The 20,161-nt window shown below is 39.2% G+C and carries 17 protein-coding genes, 1 pseudogene and 2 riboswitches; all 18 genes and pseudogenes read left to right on the forward strand.

The window, feature by feature from the left end; genetic code table 11:
* The first annotated feature begins 359 nt into the window (after positions 1-359).
* The 18 genes and pseudogenes from J7E66_RS04900 (at position 360) to ptsG (ending at position 19,771) form a co-directional block, all read left to right on the forward strand.
* Complete coding sequence (locus tag J7E66_RS04900) at positions 360-656, forward strand: WXG100 family type VII secretion target (protein WP_026565218.1); 297 nt, start codon at positions 360-362, stop codon at positions 654-656.
* A 224-nt stretch (positions 657-880) separates the two neighbouring features.
* A complete protein-coding gene (gene esaA / locus J7E66_RS04905) occupies positions 881-4,219 on the forward strand; it encodes a type VII secretion protein EsaA (RefSeq protein ID WP_214998297.1) in 3,339 nt (1,112 codons plus the stop codon).
* Positions 4,194-4,412, forward strand: coding sequence for a type VII secretion EssA family protein (locus J7E66_RS04910; protein WP_214998298.1), 219 nt, complete (start codon positions 4,194-4,196; stop codon positions 4,410-4,412). Before esaA ends, J7E66_RS04910 begins: the two co-directional genes overlap by 26 nt.
* A gap of 34 nt (positions 4,413-4,446) precedes the next feature.
* The gene (gene essA, locus J7E66_RS04915; RefSeq protein WP_374103828.1) at positions 4,447-4,707 is read left to right on the forward strand and encodes a type VII secretion protein EssA; all 261 of its coding nucleotides are present in this window, start codon (positions 4,447-4,449) and stop codon (positions 4,705-4,707) included.
* Between the two features lie 13 nt (positions 4,708-4,720).
* Complete coding sequence (locus J7E66_RS04920) at positions 4,721-4,972, forward strand: EsaB/YukD family protein (protein ID WP_214998299.1); 252 nt, start codon at positions 4,721-4,723, stop codon at positions 4,970-4,972.
* Between the two features lie 66 nt (positions 4,973-5,038).
* Positions 5,039-5,314: a type VII secretion protein EssB/YukC gene (locus tag J7E66_RS04925; RefSeq protein ID WP_214998300.1), complete on the forward strand. Its 276-nt coding sequence runs from the start codon at positions 5,039-5,041 to the stop codon at positions 5,312-5,314.
* A 36-nt stretch (positions 5,315-5,350) separates the two neighbouring features.
* Positions 5,351-6,025, forward strand: a complete 675-nt coding sequence (locus J7E66_RS04930) for a hypothetical protein (RefSeq protein WP_214998301.1) — start codon at positions 5,351-5,353, stop codon at positions 6,023-6,025.
* A gap of 15 nt (positions 6,026-6,040) precedes the next feature.
* Positions 6,041-6,505 (forward strand): hypothetical protein, encoded by a 465-nt coding sequence (locus tag J7E66_RS04935; RefSeq protein WP_214998302.1) that lies wholly within the window; start codon positions 6,041-6,043, stop codon positions 6,503-6,505.
* 15 nt (positions 6,506-6,520) lie between these two features.
* Entirely contained in the window at positions 6,521-7,345 is an 825-nt protein-coding gene (locus J7E66_RS04940) for a hypothetical protein (RefSeq protein WP_214998303.1), read from the forward strand.
* 143 nt (positions 7,346-7,488) lie between these two features.
* Positions 7,489-7,809: pseudogene (locus J7E66_RS04945) on the forward strand (immunity protein YezG family protein); the annotation flags it as partial.
* 8 nt (positions 7,810-7,817) lie between these two features.
* Positions 7,818-8,210, forward strand: a complete 393-nt coding sequence (locus J7E66_RS04950) for a hypothetical protein (RefSeq protein WP_214998305.1) — start codon at positions 7,818-7,820, stop codon at positions 8,208-8,210.
* 330 nt (positions 8,211-8,540) lie between these two features.
* Positions 8,541-9,497, forward strand: a complete 957-nt coding sequence (locus J7E66_RS04955; protein ID WP_214998306.1) for an AAA family ATPase — start codon at positions 8,541-8,543, stop codon at positions 9,495-9,497.
* Position 9,498: 1 nt separating this feature from the next.
* Positions 9,499-10,722, forward strand: a complete 1,224-nt coding sequence (locus tag J7E66_RS04960) for a DUF58 domain-containing protein (protein WP_214998307.1) — start codon at positions 9,499-9,501, stop codon at positions 10,720-10,722.
* A complete protein-coding gene (locus tag J7E66_RS04965; RefSeq protein WP_214998308.1) occupies positions 10,715-12,934 on the forward strand; it encodes a DUF4129 domain-containing transglutaminase family protein in 2,220 nt (739 codons plus the stop codon). The genes J7E66_RS04960 and J7E66_RS04965 overlap by 8 nt, the downstream gene beginning before the upstream one ends.
* An 87-nt stretch (positions 12,935-13,021) precedes the next feature.
* Positions 13,022-13,124: riboswitch (purine riboswitch) on the forward strand.
* 148 nt (positions 13,125-13,272) lie between these two features.
* The gene (guaA, locus tag J7E66_RS04970; RefSeq protein WP_214998314.1) at positions 13,273-14,793 is read left to right on the forward strand and encodes a glutamine-hydrolyzing GMP synthase; all 1,521 of its coding nucleotides are present in this window, start codon (positions 13,273-13,275) and stop codon (positions 14,791-14,793) included.
* Between the two features lie 151 nt (positions 14,794-14,944).
* Positions 14,945-15,046: riboswitch (purine riboswitch) on the forward strand.
* Between the two features lie 112 nt (positions 15,047-15,158).
* A complete protein-coding gene (locus tag J7E66_RS04975) occupies positions 15,159-16,487 on the forward strand; it encodes an NCS2 family permease (RefSeq protein WP_214998309.1) in 1,329 nt (442 codons plus the stop codon).
* A 174-nt stretch (positions 16,488-16,661) separates the two neighbouring features.
* Complete coding sequence (gene glcT / locus J7E66_RS04980) at positions 16,662-17,504, forward strand: glucose PTS transporter transcription antiterminator GlcT (protein WP_214998310.1); 843 nt, start codon at positions 16,662-16,664, stop codon at positions 17,502-17,504.
* A gap of 191 nt (positions 17,505-17,695) precedes the next feature.
* Complete coding sequence (gene ptsG, locus J7E66_RS04985) at positions 17,696-19,771, forward strand: glucose-specific PTS transporter subunit IIBC (protein ID WP_214998311.1); 2,076 nt, start codon at positions 17,696-17,698, stop codon at positions 19,769-19,771.
* Positions 19,772-20,161 lie beyond the last annotated feature (390 nt).

The following is a 20,161-nucleotide window of genomic DNA, read 5'->3' on the forward strand; positions in this document are numbered from 1 at the left end:
TCTTGTCAAGTAAAGTTTGTGTATTTGGAACTGTGCAAGGAACCCATTCCAACTCGGAAAAACAGGTAAATAGTGCTACGATTTTTGACATTTCCTTATATATAGTCAAAAAACAAACCCTATGTCTTACTAAGAAAGAATCATATTTCCCTTATCCTCCGGCTAAAAATTCCCAGTTTTAATGTAAATTAGAAGGAAAGTACTAGACGAAATACCACCCATTTCCAGATGCGTTTGAATGTTCCAAGATCCTATGTTAAATAAATAGATAGGAATTTACTTCCAACGTAGTGTTGTTGTCTGGAAATCGTGATTAATTAATTCCACGGCAAACTATAGGCAGAGGAGATGGAGAACAAGTGGCTGGACAAATTCGTATGACCCCAGCGGAGTTAAAAGCTAAAGCGACTCGCTATGGGCAAAGTTCACAACAAATTGAGCAAATTTTAAGGGACTTAACTAATTTACAAAATGAACTTCGTGGTGAATGGGAAGGCCGTGCCTTCCAAAGATTTGACGATCAGTTTAACCAGTTGAAGCCAAAAGTACAAAATTTTGCTCAATTAATGCAGGAAATTAATACACAATTGAACAAAACGGCAGATGCAGTTGCTCAACAAGATGAGCAATTATCGCAGAATTTTGGGCTTAATTAATTCATTTGCCTGACAAATGAAAGATGAGCATTAGATAAGTGGAATGTCATTCGGGGCTATGTTCCCAAAAAACCAAAAGCCACGCGACAATTGTTGTGTGGCTTTTATTTTTTGTTTGCAGCTAGCAGGCAACTTCAAAAAGTCTCCCAACATATTAAAGTGTTTTTATATATAAATAGAAATCATTTCTTTATTACATACTAAAAATTTCAGGGGTTGAGTGGATGAAAAGGGTTGAGCGGGGTGCCTTGTTATTTCTAGTTCTGATCCTTGCGCTATCTTCAGGCATCTCTTATCTGGCATTGAATCAAGTTTCAAATAGCAAAGCCAACACAGATGAGCAGAAAATGACCGTAGCATTGGTTAATGAAGATCAAGTTGCAAGTTTTAACAATAAGAACTATGAATTCGGTGCAGAATTTATCAAGAATATTGAGAAAGATGATACACATGACTGGTATGTTGTCAGCCGTGGTGTAGCTGAAAGCGGCCTTGCGCGGAATGTCTACAACATGATGATTGTCATTCCGAATGATTTTACAGAAAAGGCATTATCAATTGATTCGAAATCACCAGAACAGGTGGTATTGAACTACAAAATTAATGCTTCAGATAACAGCAATATAATAGCCAAAGCCGAGAAAACGGCGAGCGCTATCCTGGGAGATTTTAACCGCCAGATAATTGATGTCTATTTCGCCAGTGTGATCGGCAATTTACATGATGCTCAGGACAATATCGGAACATTGGTAAACAAGGAGCAAGTATATACGAACTTCTATGATCAATCGATCCATCGTCCCATATCCGGGTACACCGCTCAGTTTGGAGCTGTTGAGAGTAGCACAAAGATATCGAGAGAGAGCTTTACCGGCTTACAGGACCTATTAAAGGGGTTTGAAACTAGCCTGGGTGAGGATGTAACCGCAAGCCATACCTACCAATCCAGCTTAGTGGATTTTACAAAACTGAAAGCGGCAAATGGTCTATTAACAAAGGGTTTCTCTGGCCAGCTTAACATGTTAGATCGTGAAATGAATTATGGCGATGTCATGCAGCAATTAGATTATTTAACGTCAGCTAATAAGGCTATCAATGACCAGTTCCACCAGGATGGTAATCAGTCGGCGACTATTTTAACCGAATCAGCCGCCCTTCAAGCGTACCTGAAGGACACAAAGGATAAAATGGATCAAAAGAATGCAGAGCTGTCGGACAAATTGGCATCAGATATGGAGCAATTAATTGCCGATAAGCTTAAGAACGAAATAAAACATAGTTCAGGTCAAGAGCAAAATGTTTCCTTAAATCATATGTTTGCTGCTCCAGATAAAAATGCACGGGATACATTACAAAAGCAAATTGATCTGCTGCCAACACTTGATAGTAATGATTTAGACGGCCTAGGCCTAAGTGATCAAACCATCACACAGCTAAAAAATGTCATAGCTGTCACCAATAAATACAATCAAGAGTTTGGTTATACCCCTAATCGTGATACAAATGGGATTCCTTTGTCTGAAAAAGTAAAACAAGTCAAAAGTGATTTGGTGACAAAGGGGGTAACTCTGACAGATACCGTAAACCTTCAGAAAAATAAAAAGAATGGGCAGGAATTTACTCTATCGATTCCAAAAGAATTTGAGATTGAGAGAGTTTTATTATCATTACCAAATAGTCAAGAAATGGATTATACTGAGTTATTTCTTAGTAACCCAAAAATTAAACTGCCTTCATCAGATGAAGGACAATTCACTGTAAAAGTTGATGTGAGTCTTAAAAACATGGATGCAATCCTAGATGTTTTCCAGCCTATTACATGGAGTTGGGAACTCGATCAGAAGGATATAACCGATGTAGATCTTCCAGAACTGCCAGGTACGGAAGAGGGAACTTCAGCTGAAATTAAAAAGAAAACCGAGCAATCCGTATCGTCCTATGAAAGTAATCAGCCCATAACAGTTGAAGAAATGGGCAAAAGTCCGAATGATACGACGGACGAAAAGACGGTAGAAAATCAAGAGTTGATTCAAACAAGTGACAATGACAACAAAAGCATTATTGAGAGATTGGAAATTTTAAATAACCATATTACCCGCCAAGTGATGTCACCTCTTACCGGGGATTCGACAAGTGTTCTGATCAATGCTTCCAGCGATACCGTCAGTGATTTCCATAAGTTATTGACTCTGTATAATTTATACTTTGGCATTGGCATAGATCAATTTAATCGTCAGGACCTAGTAAATGATTTGAATCAAACCAATCTGACGGATATGGCAGATGGGGATTCACTATATTATTTATTTAATAAGCAAGACATTGTCGATGTGTTAGCATCTTATATTGCTGAACAAATAACAGAGGAAATACGGGAACAGACAGAAGATGTAAAAGGCAAAATAGATGAATATATGCTGCTGGTTGACAATGCCAATCAAAATGCAGCCCAAATGTCGGAAAGGATAAAGGAAACAACGGCACAAGCAGAAACTTTAAATACGAACCTTTCTGAGACGTTAAAAGATTTGAGAGCATGGCGCGAAGCAAGTCTTAATTTACAAACTGAACAAGCAAAAGTTTTGCAGAATGGGGACGAAGAACAACAGGCAGTTCTATCGATAGGAAATGAATTTAACTCGCTGCTTGCTGCAAGTCAATCCCTAGCGGACCAGTCGAAATCTAATTTAACTTCCGCTGATTCGATTTATCAAACCTTCGATGCAATTGATCGTCAAGCGAAGGAAATTCAAGCCAGTGGAACGACTTTAGTACAACAAGCAGGGAACCTTTCGAGTAATTTAACAACTAAATTGGCAGAGGACCAAAACTTTGCTGACAATTTCGCCGGGGTGCTAGCCAATAGCCGCATAGGTGAACGGCCAAATGAAGATTTGTTAAGCTTTCTTTCAAATCCGGTCCAAACCAAGAATGTTGGGGTTATCGCTGCAGGTGATACCTTTACACCTTACTTTGTTGTCTTGATCTGTTTTATTGTCGCCTTATTTACCGCCTATGTTCTCTCTAATCATGAGCGAAAACGTCTGCAAGAAGACACATTTGCGGGAGAACAAACAATTGTTGGCAAGAATATACCGCTCACAATTATGACTGTGAGTATTGGTCTGGTTGAGGGGATCGTGATCGGACTGCTGTCAGCCTATTTACTGCAAATGAGTGAAGGGAAATTCCTGCAATGGATCGGTTTAATCACGTTGATTATGGTCACATTGCTGATGGTGTCAGCTTATTTATTACGGCAGTTGAAAATGGCAGGTATGTTTATCCTTTTGGTAATTTTGAGCCTCTATTTATTCCTAACCGAGGCACTTGGACGTCACTTTGATCAATTTTCTACCGCTGCTACATTAAGAGACTACTCACCTTTGCAATACATTGAGACGTTATTAATGAAGTTTGGAAGTGGAGCAGCGGATACAAAGTGGATTATTTTTGGCTTAGCAGCCCTGACGGTTGTCAGCCTTGCCGGCCATTTGTTTGTCTTTAATCGTTCGGCTAAAAGCGAGGAGGGTAATCATGAAGGAATTAATGAAGCTCTGTAGTGTTATCACTGTTTTTACAGGATTCCTTTTTATGTTTTCACTCCAGACTTTGGCGGAGGAAACCCTTGATCATAGCGGGAAAATTCGATTGCAAACGGACCGGATTGGCCAAGATGCACTTGAAAGAGAGAACTTAGAAACTCAAGACTATCAAGAAACGGAATTGGAAAAAATGGGCGCCGAACCTGTTTAAGGAACAAACGCAGGCTACCCTCAAAACGAAACAAATAGAAATGGAACAATCCACGTCAGATTTACAACAAGGGCTTTTTGTTTCGCCGAGTAAGCCCGATATTACCCTGAAACAAACCGAAAAGGTACTGTTTTCGAGTAATTATACAGTTCAATATACTGCAGCTCCCTCCGAGAACGAGCCTGAGGATCAACAAGGTGGTATTTTGAATACAAAAACAATCATGACGTTCTTAGGGATGGTCGTGATTGGCTGCGGCGGGATCTTTACTATGATGAGAAAAACGCTTGGGTAAAGGAGGGGCCACCATGCCTGGTCAAACACATGTTAACGTGACCGTTGATTTTAGCAGATGGGGCAAAGGGCAGTATGACGTAAGAATTCCTGCGCACCAACCGATTAATCAACTGCTGGTGAATTTGGCAGAAACCTTAAATCTGGATCTTACAATGGTACCTCTGTTTGCAGTAAAGCTTTCCAATAAAGATCTCTTATTAGCAGATGACGATCGGCTTATCGATTACCCGGTAACCAATGGAGACCTTTTACTAGTTTTATAAGTATATAGAAACAGGCACTAATCTTTCTGAAGATGGCGCCTGTTTCGCAGGAAGGAGTCAGAACTCATGAACGAAATAAGCATCCAATGGGAGTCAATCACATACAAGTTTCTCATTCTTAACAATAGCTGGCAGCTGAACTTGCCGAAATCACAAACACGAGTAAAAGATGTTCGCCAATTGGCTTTAATCAATAACGACTCAGACTTATTCGTACCCGCAATGGTTGAAGAAGGAGACGATATGTTTACCTTCTCTTTTGAAGTCGACCAAAGGGCTAACACATGGGAAGATGTACAAAAGCTAAACCGGAAAGATAAACTACGCCTGTTGTACAATTAGATTGATGGAGTTAACCTTGGAAGTGGAAGAGTTAACGTGGCAGAACAGGCCGATGAAAGAATCTCAGAAAATATCTTAAAGGTTTTACAGGAAAATAACACCAGTGTAGAGGAATTCCAGCGGATTAAGTTGACGCCTGTCTCAGAATTGTCAGATCGTGAAATGAATTTAATCTTTTACCTTCGGGAGTCAGTAGAAAAACCAACTGAAGACACTTTAATGAGTAAGGTAGTACCAATAGACTCCATTGATGACTATCTAAGGAGAGAAAAGCCATATACAACCGTTGCCGGGTATGTAGCAAAGTATGAAGATGTTGCAAATGTAACAGGTGACTATAAGGAAACCCTTGAGACTTTACGGTTAGATTATACGTATGAAAAAGATGGGGTTGTTATTAGAACGTATCCGGATGATGGTGATTCTTATGCGGTCATCCGCTTTAAATACAGTGATGTGTCGGACGATTTGATTCAAATACCATATGGTACTGAATTTTATGGTTCAACGACTGATGCATATCCTTGTACACATAATGGCTTTTTAGGCGGAAGAAATGAAACGATTGTTCCTGAGTGGCAAGTGAAGGATTATGATCGGGCAAACATTCAAGAAGGTGCTGAGATGTATAGGGTGGTTGATGGCAAAGAGGAGAAAATTGCTATCTTTAGAAACGGCCGTTTTGAACCAATAGACTTTAATAATAATTAGAAGTGTGGGGGTATTATGGATAGATGCGTTGCTGTTTATGATAATAAGAAATATAAGGCCTTTGCAGCAAGGGTTAAAGGTCAAATAACGAGCATCAAATTATTTCTGCACCGAAAAGAACCTGGTTTCACATCTGCTATGTCTGCATACGATAAAGATTTACATGAAAAAGAAGTAAAAAAGGAAGAGGTTTCGGAGTTATATCGGGAGTATTTTATCGCCCGATACAAAAATTATGAATTTTTTGTTACTCGTATTTTCCAGGATGATAAAGAGATGGAAATTGTGACGGCAGATTCCAATTTAGGCAGAGAGTGTAATCTCGACTATCAAGATAGAGATCTGTATACGAAAAGACTAGGATCTGATGATGAATATCAACTTATTCATGTAAAGGAAGATTATCTGACCAAGAACACGATCCGAAGAGAAGTTACTATAGAGGAGTGTTTTAAAATAGAAACTGAGCTTTTTGAATAAGGGGGGGCTGGATCGATGACAGAAAGTCTTGTACAGGAAAAGATTGCTTTATTAAATAGATACGAAGAATCGTCAGAACAATTTCAGTCCTGTTATGAAAAGATTATCTTCGATATCGTCAAAACTAAAGACTTGTTTACGGTGGTAAGGAAGGAATCATCACTAGAAAGTATTAAGGATGGGACGGCTCCCATTTTCTGCGGCATAGGCTATAACGATATTCCGAGCGTTTGGTTATTTACTGAGGAATCGATTGCAAAGGAATATACGAACCATTACAAATTGAAAAAAGATGAGGTTGGCTTATATAAGAAAGTAGCCATTGAGGAATTAACGGTTTTTTTATTTAATGCGATGTTTTCTGGGGTCAGTGGATTAATTGTTGATGAAGGGAAAAATACGCTGACCACCAATGTATATGATTTAGTAAATACCTCATTACTAGCGATGCAACGCCAGCCTGTTTTAGAAAAACAAGAATACAAGATTATGACTCTGTTTAATCAAATGAAATTTGGGTCAAAAAAATTATGGATCATACCTGCAAAAGAGACAACAGGGGAAGGGCTAATCTTTAATCAGTTTTCTCCGCTGCAAATTGAAAATACTATTATAATTTATGCAAATCAGGATGAAAGTAAAAAAGAGTCGCTGGAGCATGGTTATAAAAATGAATTTTCAGCATCCGTCGACATAAACAGTCTGTATCAAGTATTAAACCATTCTATCAACAAGGGGATAGAGGAAGTACTTTTCGTTGGCAATGATTATGAAGTGAAAATGAGTTTTATAAAAGTATTAAATATATTGGCACGAATGAATGATCAAAAACGTAGTTAAATATTAAACCATTATTTTTAAGAGGCTATGGTTTTTCCTACTAATTAAGGAGAAGCAAGATAGATTAAAGACTGGATTCAAAGTAAATCAGCTTTGAATCTATTTTTATAATCTCTATTAATGGTGAGGGGAGTTAATTCAAAATGGAAAAAGAAATGAATAAATTATACAGAGAAATTGCCGAAACAGTTAATGAAATGATTCCAGAAGAATGGGAGAAATTCTATTTTTATGCTCAAATATCAGAATCTGGAGGCGGAACTTATTTTTTTTATAATACGCCTGTAAGTAAACAATCTTTTAATTATAGTGTGAATATCCCATCTAACTATGCTATTAATAAAGAAGAATTTAAAAAGAATAAGAGAAAACTGTTTGCATTGAGCGATGAATTAAGGAATATTTTTAAAGAAAATCAGCAGGAACTTTGGTATTCATTTACGTTATCTCTTGAGAGTAATGGGGGAATGTGATGGTAAAGTCAGGAATATATGGTAAGTACAGAGGAACTGAGTATGAAATAACCGGGGATATGGATAATAATGTTAAGATTATAACCGAAGAAAAAGGAAAAATTGATAGTACATTTGAAGATCTTTATAATACTGGGGTATATTCAAAAATAGTAAATCCTAGCGAATTAGTGGATTGTGTGAGTATTGCCCTTTATGGAATTATCCAAGGGGAGAAAGTCCAAATTTTACAGGAAAAAGAAAATGAGTACCAAGTGGCCGCAGTCTCTTTACTTTTTGGAAATGATTCAAATCTACCAAGAGTAGATCGTGATACATGGCTTGGATGGGTTCCGAAAAGTAAAGTGAAACTTATAGAAGAAAAAATCGCAATTAATCCAAGAGATTTATAAATTAAGAGTCTACTCTTTTTATGGAAGTAGGCTATTTTTATGAGTCTATTTTCCATAAAATGTATTTTAGGCCATTCACCGTTGAAAATCGGACATAACGTATAAAGAATGAGCCATATCCCTCAGAAAATCCCATTAATCTAAAATATCAGCCAAAAACCCCAAAAAAGAGCAATTCCCTAAACTTGAAACCTGCCCCAATTTACCCTCGTCTAGTAGTTACCCAGTTTTGTATATTGTGTGTCTATTTACAAAGGAATATTTTAGGAGTATATAGAATACTTAGATGAATGCCCAAAATAGATAGAAACCATCCAAGGAGGAGTCACCTTGTCTCTTGAACAAATAAATCCCGTGATCGAAAAAATACTAGTAAACATAGAAAAGGTTATGATTGGAAAAAGAGACGTTGCTGAACTTAGTCTGGTTGCCCTGTTAGCTGGCGGCCATGTCTTGTTAGAAGACGTACCGGGTGTCGGGAAAACGATGATGGTTCGTGCCCTGGCAAAGTCTGTGAATGCTAACTTCCGCAGAATTCAATTCACACCCGATCTATTGCCATCCGATGTAACCGGAGTCTCCATATATAATCCAAAAGAAATGGAATTTCAATTTCGTCCCGGTCCGTTAATGGGGAACATCATTCTTGCCGATGAAATTAACCGGACATCCCCGAAGACACAGTCGGCACTCTTAGAAGGGATGGAGGAAGCGAGTGTAACCATTGATGGAATAACCCATCAACTGAACAAGCCATTTTTCGTTATGGCAACTCAAAACCCAATCGAATATGAAGGGACATACCCGCTTCCTGAGGCACAACTTGACCGTTTTTTATTAAAAATGAGAATGGGTTACCCGGACTTACAAGAGGAAATGGAAGTGTTGAACCGAGCACAGAGGGTTCCGCCGATTGAGGATTTAACGCCAGTGATTGACCTTGAAGGCCTCCTAGATTTACAAAAAGAAATTAAAGATGTCTTCGTCGATGATACGATTAAGCGTTACATTGTCGACATTGTCAATCGCACTAGGGGACATGGCAGCGTCTACCTTGGGGCAAGCCCAAGGGGTTCAATTGCCTTAATGAAAGCAGCGCAGGCCTATGCGTATATGTTTGGACATGATTATGTCCTGCCTGATGACATTCAATATTTGGCCCGTTTTGTCTTATCCCATCGGATCATTTTAAAATCAGAGGCAAAGTTTGAAGGGATTACTGCTGAAGAAATAGTCAACCAGGTGGTTGCAAGAGTTCCTGTACCGGTCCAAAGGTTAGTGAAATAGAATGAAAAAGCTCTGGATTCCAATCAAAAAAGTGTGGAAGTTTATCCTGTTACTTTTTTTGATTCTATTAACCTTTTCTTACGCGATGTTCCAAGGGGGTTTTGTCAGCTGGTTTTTATTTTATAGCTTTTTACCCTTTGCGATCTATTGTGTGGCCATAGCCTTCTACTCCTTAAATGAACTTGAAGTCACAAGAACATTGCAAAAATTAGATTACAACGCGGGGGAACCTTTAAGGGTGGCAGTTACAGTAAAAAGGTCAAAATCCTTTCCGTTATTTTATTTACTTGTCGAGGACAACTTAGATGATTCCTTGAAATTTGCCAATCAGCAAAAGAAACCAAAGGCACTTCTTTTACCGGGATTGAAAAAGGAATTTTCTTATGAATATATCATGGAAGAGCTGCCACGCGGTGAACATTTTTTTCAGTCCTTTACCGTAAGAATCGGTGACCCGCTAGGCTTATTCGAAAAAGAAAAAAGGTTAGCTGCAGAGGGGAAAATTATTGTCTATCCAGCATATTCAGAGCTATTATATCGACCAGTCGAAAATCAGTATGATCAAGGGCTGACTGCATCAAGGGAACGTGTGCAGCGTGATACCTCAATGGCTACGGGAGTAAGGGACTACCAGCCGGGTGACCGATTTTCGTGGATTAACTGGAAAGCCTCTGCGAAACGAAACGTACTAATGACGAAGGAATTTGAGCAGCGGCAATCACACGACGTGTTCGTTGTCATGGATTGTGTACCGGATAAGCACTTTGAGCCGGTTGTATCGTTTACCGCCTCCTTGCTGCGGGCCATTTTGAAAAAAGGAGCCCAGACAGGCCTATTAACGATTAGCAGCGAGCGGGCATTGTTCCCGATCCGAGGCGGAGAACAGCATCTCCAGCAACTCTTTTATCATTTAGCAAAAATAGAAGCGAAATGTATCTCACCTTTTGAAAAGGTGTTAGATACAGATGGTCTGTTTATCCAACAAACGGTTTCATTTATGCTTGTCACTGCACAGATAACCAAACCCTTGATTGAAAAAGCAAGTTTTCTTGGACAACGAAAAGGAGGAACCATTACGCTTTTTCTAATAAAGGGGGAGAAAGAATCCCCAACAGAAAACGAAAGATCACTCATTGCAATGGCCAATGCACGAGGGGTGCGGATTGTTATGGTTCATGAAGGTCAACACAAGGCAGCCTTTTCGGAGGTGAACTTTTTTGATTAAAAGGGATTATCCGTCGTTTCTGTTATATACGTTTGGTTTTCTATTATTATGGGAGTGGCTTCGTCCAGTTGAACAATTAACGGAAACGGAACATATTGAAACATTTATTATTTTCCTGATTATTTCGTTTGCCCTCTCTTTTTTACATCTAAAATGGATTTGGCAATACCTGATTAAAATGATATTTATCTTATATTCTATCAACCGCATCCACTATGATGAAGGGTTCTTTCAGTTTGGCTGGGTTAAGTCCTTATTAACGGATGGGATCGATAATATTGGCTTGATCGCTGCAAGGGACTGGAACGACTTATCCAATGTGTTCCGGACACTATTATTCTTTGTGCTGCTTTGGCTAATGGTCTATTTAATTCATTATTGGCTCTTAAACCGGAAGCGAATATTTATCTTTTATTTTATGACATTGATTTATATTACCGTGTTGGATACGTTTACCCCTTATAGCGCAAAAGCGGCGATTGTCAGAACAGTGGTGGCTGGTTTTGCGGTGATGGGGATGCTGACGTTTAACCGGATTATCCAGAGCGAGAATGTAAACACTGAGCCAGCTTTCTTTCGAAAGTGGATGGTGCCGCTAGCAGGAATGATTGCATTTAGTGTTTTTCTTGGAATAGCAGCACCAAAAGCTGAACCGATATGGCCTGATCCTGTTCCCTATTTAACAGCTAATAACGATAAAGTTCCAGAACGCAATCTAAATGGTGTTCATCGAATTGGGTACGGAACGAATGATTCGGCTTTAGGCGGTCCATTTATAGGGGACAACAACCCGGTTTTTAACTATGAAGCGAACGGAAAAAATTATTGGAAGATGGAAACGAAGGATGTTTACACAGGAAAAGGCTGGCTAACATCTGGGACAACGCCCATTTCCTTCCGACAGGAAGACTTGGTCCCTGTTTATTCATTGCCAAAAACAGTGGAGACCATTAAGGAAACTGCCCGTGTATTAACCCATGTAGGTTATAATTATAACTATCTTATGTATCCTGCCGGTATTAATAAAGTGTTAAAAATTCTGCCGCTTGATGCAGCTGGAAATGACTTTGAGGTCGATACAACGAATGAGAGAATCAGCTTTTACAATCATAACAAAGCTCCTGTTGTACCTCGCGACTTTACAGTTGAATTTGAAACACCCAAATATAAAGCAAAGGATTTAGTGCAAACAACTAGTTTTGATCCGATGAGCATCAACCCTGAATTTTATGAAAAGTATACCCGGCTGCCTGAGGAACTGCCACCAAGAGTTAAAGAGTTAGCAGAAGAAATTACTGCCTCAAAATCGAATTGGTTCGATAAAGCGAAGGCAGTGGAAAGTTATTTTGGAAAAGCGGAATACACCTACGACCAAAAAAATGTTGCGGTGCCTGACACCAACGATGATTATGTCGATCAGTTTTTATTTGATACAAAAAGGGGTTATTGCGATAATTTCTCCTCATCCATGGCAGTTATGCTTCGAACGCTGGGGATTCCCACTCGCTGGGTCAAAGGGTTTACGGGCGGAGATTTTCTCCAATATAGTGATGAGGCTTCAGGGGTACAGGTTTATGAAGTAACAAATAATAATGCCCACTCCTGGGTGGAGGTCTTTTTTCCGAATCAAGGATGGGTCCCATTTGAGCCGACAAAGGGCTTTTCAAATGAAATCATCATCAATTATGAATCAAAAGCGACATCATCATCTAATCCGCAAACCAGCACACCAACTGTGAAAAAGCCTCAGCAGGAAAATCTTGATGATACGAAGGCGTCAAAGGATTCGAATCAATTCTCTGATATCAAAAGAATATGGACTGATTCTAAATTGTTTTTGAAAAATAATTGGAAGCGGATGGTCCTTATATTCATACTCTTAGCAGGAGTATCTACGATTCTTTATCGGATCCGTGGGAAGTGGGTTCCGTACTTGCTGTTAGCGGTTTATCGGTTCAAGAAAAAGGACGAAAGTTTCGGGACTGCCTACCTGGCATTATTAGAACAGTTCGATCGCTACGGTTTAAAGCGGAAGGAGAACCAAACACTGAGGAACTATGCCCTTTATATTGATTCGTTCTTTTCGACGAGAGAGATGTCCCGATTGACAGCTATTTATGAAAATTATGTGTATCATCAAAACCTGCCAAAGGGAACTTGGGAAGAATCGCATGAATTGTGGGAAAATTTAATCAAAAAAACAATTGCTTGACCAGAAAAACGACCTATTGTTACAATATGTACTATTCAATGTCTAGCGTAAGTTATTAGCGGAATTCGCTAAATGGGTGTGCGCTTTTCAAAATATGTACGTTTCCTTCATATATCCTCGAAAATAAGGTTCGAGAGTCTCTACCGGGTCACCGTATAATGACCTGACTATGAAGGCAGGATTTTTCTGTGAGCACTTTGCAAGAAAACTAGAATTCTGCCTTCCTGATATTTAAATGGAGGGAGAATTCTAGTTTTTTTTATATCATTTGTTGTTATGGTTAATAATAACTATATCTTTAGAAAATTGGGGTGAATGCTTTGCCAGGAAAGCATGAAATGATTATTGTATTAGATTTTGGGAGTCAATATAACCAGCTAATTACTCGCAGGATCCGCGAGTTCGGGGTATACAGTGAACTGCATCCGCACACGATTACAGCAGAAGAAATTCGCCAATTAAACCCAACAGGGATTATTTTTTCCGGCGGACCAAACAGTGTGTACGATGAAAATTCCTTCCGATGTGATGAAGAAATATTTGAAATGGGTCTGCCAATCCTCGGAATTTGTTACGGGATGCAATTAATGACTGTCCATTTCAATGGGAAGGTGGAAAAAGCAAACCAGCGTGAATACGGGAAAGCAACCATGACGGTGCAGCATGAATCAGCGCTATTTAGCGGCCTGCCAAAAGAGCAAACCGTGTGGATGAGCCATGGCGACCTTGTGGTAGAAGCCCCTGCAGGTTTCACTGTTGACGGAACAAACCCGCACTGCCCGATTTCAGCAATGAGTGATGAAGAACGAAAGCTTTACGCTGTTCAGTTTCATCCGGAAGTACGTCATTCTGTTTATGGGAATGAATTGCTTAGGAATTTTGTTTTCAACGTTTGTAAAAGCACTGGCGATTGGTCAATGGGGAATTACATTGAAATCGAGATGGCGAAGATTCGCGAACAGGTTGGCGATAAAAAGGTGCTTTGTGCCTTAAGCGGCGGGGTTGACTCTTCCGTTGTTGCCGTGTTAATTCATAAAGCTATTGGTGACCAACTAACTTGTATTTTTGTGGACCATGGTCTTCTCCGTAAAAATGAAGCAGAAAGTGTGATGAAGACTTTCTCTGAAGGCTTCCATATGAATGTAATCAAGGTCGATGCTAAAGAACGTTTCCTATCGAAGTTGGAAGGCGTTTCTGACCCAGAGAAGAAACGGAAAATCATCGGCAATGAGTTTATCTATGTATTTGATGATGAAGCAACAAAGCTTAAGGGCATCGATTTTTTAGCCCAAGGAACGCTTTATACCGATATCATTGAAAGTGGTACAGCTACGGCACAGACGATTAAATCACATCACAATGTAGGCGGCCTTCCAGAAGATATGCAGTTTACTTTAATTGAACCATTAAGCACCTTGTTTAAAGATGAAGTCCGTGCGCTTGGAACAGAGCTTGGCATTCCGGATGATATCGTCTGGAGACAGCCTTTCCCTGGCCCAGGTCTAGGGATTCGTGTCTTAGGAGCTATTTCAGAGGATAAACTTGAAATCGTTCGGGACTCGGATTGGATCCTTCGTGAGGAAATTAAAAAAGCTGGGCTTGACCGAGAAATATGGCAGTATTTCACCGTACTTCCAGACATTCGCAGTGTCGGAGTAATGGGTGATGCTAGAACTTACGATTATACCATCGGTATTCGAGCGGTTACTTCGATTGACGGGATGACATCCGATTGGGCAAGGATTCCGTGGGATGTTCTTGAAGTAATTTCAACGCGTATTGTTAACGAAGTCGCGCATGTGAACCGGGTAGTGTACGACATTACCAGCAAACCGCCAGCAACGATTGAGTGGGAATAAGAAAAGCGATAGCGTAAGAACCGGGACTATAGTCCCGGTTCTTATTTCTTTAGGAGTGAAATATTCACGAACGATTTCAATTTTAATTTTAAAATCGTTCGTATTTTTTGTTTACAAGATATTTTTTTCCTGCTAAAATAAAAAACGAGTTAAGAGAATATAATAATTGCATCGTATAATCTTGGGGATATGGCCCAAAAGTTTCTACCGAGCCACCGTAAATGGCTTGACTACGAGGCAGTGTCATTAATAAAGAGGCTAGCTTCCTTTCCTCTATTTTTGCACATGCCTAAAGTCACGCTCCGGTAGAATATGCCGGAGCTTTTTTTTGCATAATAAAGAAAAGATTCATAGGGGGAAAATAAATGCAGAAGTATTTTGAGTTTGAGAAACACGGTACAAATTATCGCCGCGAGTTTATTGGTGGACTGACCACCTTCTTAGCGATGGCTTATATACTAGTTGTTAACCCGTTAACATTATCATTAGCATCAATAAAGGATTATCCTGATGCCTTACGAATGGATTATGGTGCTGTATTTGTGGCAACAGCCCTCGCATCAGCGATAGGATCGATTGTCATGGGACTTCTTGGAAAGTATCCACTAGCACTAGCCCCGGGAATGGGCTTGAATGCGTTCTTTGCTTATACAGTTGTATTAGGAAGCGGGATTCCTTGGCAGCATGCCCTTGGCGCAGTCCTTATCTCAGGTGTGTTTTTCTTCTTATTAACGCTCACTGGCCTGCGAGAAAAAATTATTAACGCCATTCCAGTTGATTTAAAACACGCGGTTGGTGCGGGGATTGGCTTATTCATTACCTTTATCGGATTACAAAATGCTGGTATTGTGGTCAATAATGATGCAACACTTGTTGGTTTAGGCAATTTGACAGCAGGACCTACTTTGCTTGCTATTTTTGGGATCGTTGTTACAGTAATTATGATGACAAGAGGTATTAATGGTGCCGTATTTTATGGAATGGTCATCACAGTAATCGTCGGAATGATCTTTAACTTAATTGATATGCCGCATAAAGTAGTCGATTCAGTTCCAAGTTTAGAGCCGACCTTTGGTGCAGCCTTCTCTTCGTTTGGAGATAGTTCTTTTTATACCACTGCAATGCTTGGAATTATTCTAACTTTCTTGTTTGTTGATTTCTTTGACAATGCTGGTACACTTGTCGCAGTAGCGAACCAAGCGGGAATCATGAAAGACAATAAACTCCCTCGAGCTGGACGCGCGTTAATTTCGGATTCGATTGCAACAACTGTCGGTGCAGTACTTGGTACATCCACAACAACGTCTTATATTGAGTCATCTGCAGGGGTTGCCTCTGGAGCGAGAACTGGGTTTGCAGCTTTAGTAACAGCTGGATTCTTTATCTTATCGTTATTCTTCTTTCCGTTATTATCGGTTGTTACAGCACCTGTAACGGCACCTGCGTTAATTATTGTAGGGGTATTAATGGTATCTTCATTAGGGAAAATTGATTGGCAGCGTTTTGAGATTGCTGTTCCAGCATTCTTAACGATGATTGCGATGCCACTGACTTACAGTATTGCTACTGGTATTGCTGTTGGGTTTATCTTCTACCCAATTACAATGATCGTAAAGGGCAGAACAAAAGAAATACACCCGGTCATGTACTTCTTCTTTGTAATCTTTGTACTATATTTCATTTTCTTAAAATAAGTCAAAAGGAACTGTGGGCTGCCACAGTTCTTTTTTATTGGGTTAAGAGGGATGAAATTTGAATAAATTACTAGTCGTAAGTTCATGTAGCTGTCGAACTTTGTCGTTGACTTCCTGTTTTCTCTCTTTTATCCTGTAAATAATAGGTTAAAAGGTAGAAATGGGGAATTGGGTATGGCAGAACTGCTGATTGAAAAGGTTTTAAATAATAATGTTTTAATTGCTGAACACCCTTCCTATGGTGAAGTTGTTTTGATTGGGAAAGGACTTGGCTTTAATCGCAAGCGCGGGGACTATATTGAAACAGATTCAGTGGAAAAACTTTTTGTCTTAAAAAATGAAAAGGAACAAGAAAATTATATTAAATTGCTTCCTTTTATTGATAATGAATACTTAGAGGTAATCATAGCCTCCATTGAATTAATCAAGCAACGAACAAATTCGATGTTAAATGAACATATCCATGTGGCGTTAACGGACCATCTTATGTTTGCTTTAACGAGGATCTCGCAAGGGATGGAATTGAAAAATCCATTTTTAGTGGAGACGAAAGCGCTTTATCGTGATGAGTATGAAGTGGCAAAAGATGTCGTGGAGCTTATTAAGGATAAGACAGGAATTAGCCTTCCGATTGGTGAAATAGGATTTATCGCCCTGCATATTCATAGTGCGCTTACAAATAAAAATCTTTCGGATGTAAATCAACATTCACAACTAGTCAGCAGATTGGTTGATATGGTAGAAGAACAGCTTGAAATAGAGATAGATAAAGAAGGAATCGATTATATGAGACTTGTTCGTCACCTTCGCTTTGCGATTGATAGAGTAGTTAAGGGTGAAAAAGTCGATGAACCAGAAAAAATCGCTTCCCTATTGAAAGATGAATATCCAGTATGTTATAATCTCTCATGGAAGCTCATTAAAGTGATGCAACAATCATTAAAATTGAAAGTCTTTGATGCAGAAGCAGTATATTTAACAATGCATTTGCAGCGACTTCAAAAAAAATTTAAATAGCACTTATTTTTTTACGTGTTACTGATTCGATCAGGCATGAGTAAAAAGTTTAATTGAAATGAAGTTAATGGGGTAATCTATACCCATAGTTTCATTCAATTGGATTTTTTTACTCATGCCTTTTTTATTGTATTTTTTGTGGATAATGTAACCGCTTTATGAGCCGAACAAAAAATTAGGAGGTATTTTTTATGTTTAAAAATGCTTTTGGTGTTTTACAGAAAGTCGGTAAAGCACTTATGCTACCAGTAGCGATTTTGCCTGCTGCCGGGATATTATTAGCAGTTGGTAATGCACTTCAAAACCCGACATTAATTGACCTCGCCCCATTCTTAGATAATAGTGGGATTGCGATGGTTGCGAAAATTATGGAACAGGCAGGTAGTGTTATATTTGGTAACCTGTCGTTATTATTTGCCGTTGGGGTAGCGATTGGACTAGCTGGAGGAGAAGGTGTAGCTGGACTTGCTGCGATTGTAGGTTTCCTGATTATGAATGCAACCATGGGAACTGCTTTAGGAATAGATGCAGATGCGCTTGCGAAGCATCCTCAAAGTTACGCGTCAGTTTTAGGGATTCCAACACTGCAAACCGGAGTTTTTGGAGGTATCATCGTCGGTCTGATTGCCGCGTATATGTATAATAGATTCTTCGAAATAGAATTGCCATCCTATCTAGGATTCTTTGCTGGTAAGCGATTCGTTCCAATTGCGACAGCTGCAAGTACTGTTCTTTTAGGATTGCTAATGATTGTTATTTGGCCTCCAATTCAAACAGGCTTGAATCTTTTCTCCACTAACATGGTTGATGCAAACAGAACTGTTGCTGCCTTTATTTTTGGGGTCATTGAACGTTCATTAATTCCATTTGGATTGCATCATATTTTCTATGCGCCATTCTGGTATGAATTTGGCAGCTATACAAATGCTGCTGGCGATCTTGTACGTGGTGACCAACGTATTTTCATGGAACAAATTAAAGATAATGTACAACATTTAACTGCAGGTACATTTACAACGGGTAAATATCCGTTTATGATGTTTGGACTTCCTGCAGCAGCACTAGCCATATACCATGAGGCTCGACCAGAAAAGAAAGCGATTGTAGGGGGATTGATGGCTTCTGCGGCGTTAACTTCTTTCCTAACAGGTATTACAGAACCAATTGAATTCTCATTCTTGTTTGTTGCTCCAGTATTATTTGGAATCCACGCAATTTTTGCGGGATTATCCTTTATGACAATGCACTTGTTAAATGTAAAAATCGGGATGACATTCTCTGGTGGATTAATTGACTATGTTCTATTCGGTTTAATCAACCCACAAACAAATGCGTGGATTGTTATACCTGTAGGTCTTGTTTTTGCATTGATTTATTACTTCGGTTTCCGATTTGCGATCCGCAAATGGAATTTAAAAACACCAGGTCGTGAATTAGAAGAAGAAGATGAGAGCCAAGCACCGGCAGGCAAAGCAGGCAAAGGTGATTTAGCTGCTAATATTTTAGATGCAATGGGTGGTAAGGAAAATATTGCTCATTTAGACGCTTGTATTACACGTCTTCGTGTATCGGTTAATGATAGTAAAAACGTTGATAAAGCCCAATTGAAAAAACTTGGTGCGGCAGGTGTCCTTGAAGTAGGTAATAACATTCAAGCGATTTTTGGACCGCGTTCTGAAACAATCAAAGGACAAATGAAAGATATCATGTCAGGTAAGCGACCTCGTACGACTTCTGTTGCTACACCAGAAAAAGGTGCAGAAAAACAGAACGAGGCCACTAATTCAGATGCACTTCAAAAAGCACGTGAAAATGAAGTATTTGCAGCACCGCTAAAAGGGGAAATCAAGCCGATTACTGAAGTGCCGGATCAGGTGTTTGCTGGGAAAATGATGGGCGATGGATTTGCAATTGTACCGGCAGAAGGAATGATTGTTTCACCTGTCAATGGAAAAATCGTAAACCTATTCCCAACAAAACATGCAATCGGTATTTTATCTGATACTGGTCGTGAAATACTAATTCATGTGGGTATTGATACTGTTAATTTAAAAGGCCAGGGATTTGAGACATTAGTGTCAGAAAATGACATTGTCGAACAAGGACAGCCTTTATTGAAAGTAGATTTAAACTACATTAAAGAACACGCAACATCCACAATTACACCGATTGTCTTCACGAACTTAGCTGAAGGTGAAAAAATTGTTATTAATAAGCAAGGTCAAGTGGAGTTGAAGCAAGAAGGTATCATTAAGATTACTAAGTAAATTGAGAGCCGGTCCAAATGTTTGGATCGGCTTTTATACTTATTAATAGAAGAAAGTTGATATTGGTAAATTCATTTGAAATTTTTATTGACGTTGTCTTATCTAGGTGGTACTATATTAAAGCAGTCGTTATTGACGAGTTAACAACTTGTTGGTGTTGAAAAACATTTGATAAATTGGTTGACAACGAATCGCTGAAATGTTATAGTTATAAAGTTGCTTCAAACGAAGTAACGAGATTGTTCTTTGAAAACTAAACAAACAAAATCGTGCAAACAAACAAAAATTTTTAGTTTCAATTAAGAAACTAAGCCAACGTAACAAAATGAGCTAATCAACTTTCTTGGAGAGTTTGATCCTGGCTCAGGACGAACGCTGGCGGCGTGCCTA

The organism is Bacillus sp. ISL-7, assembly GCF_018613065.1.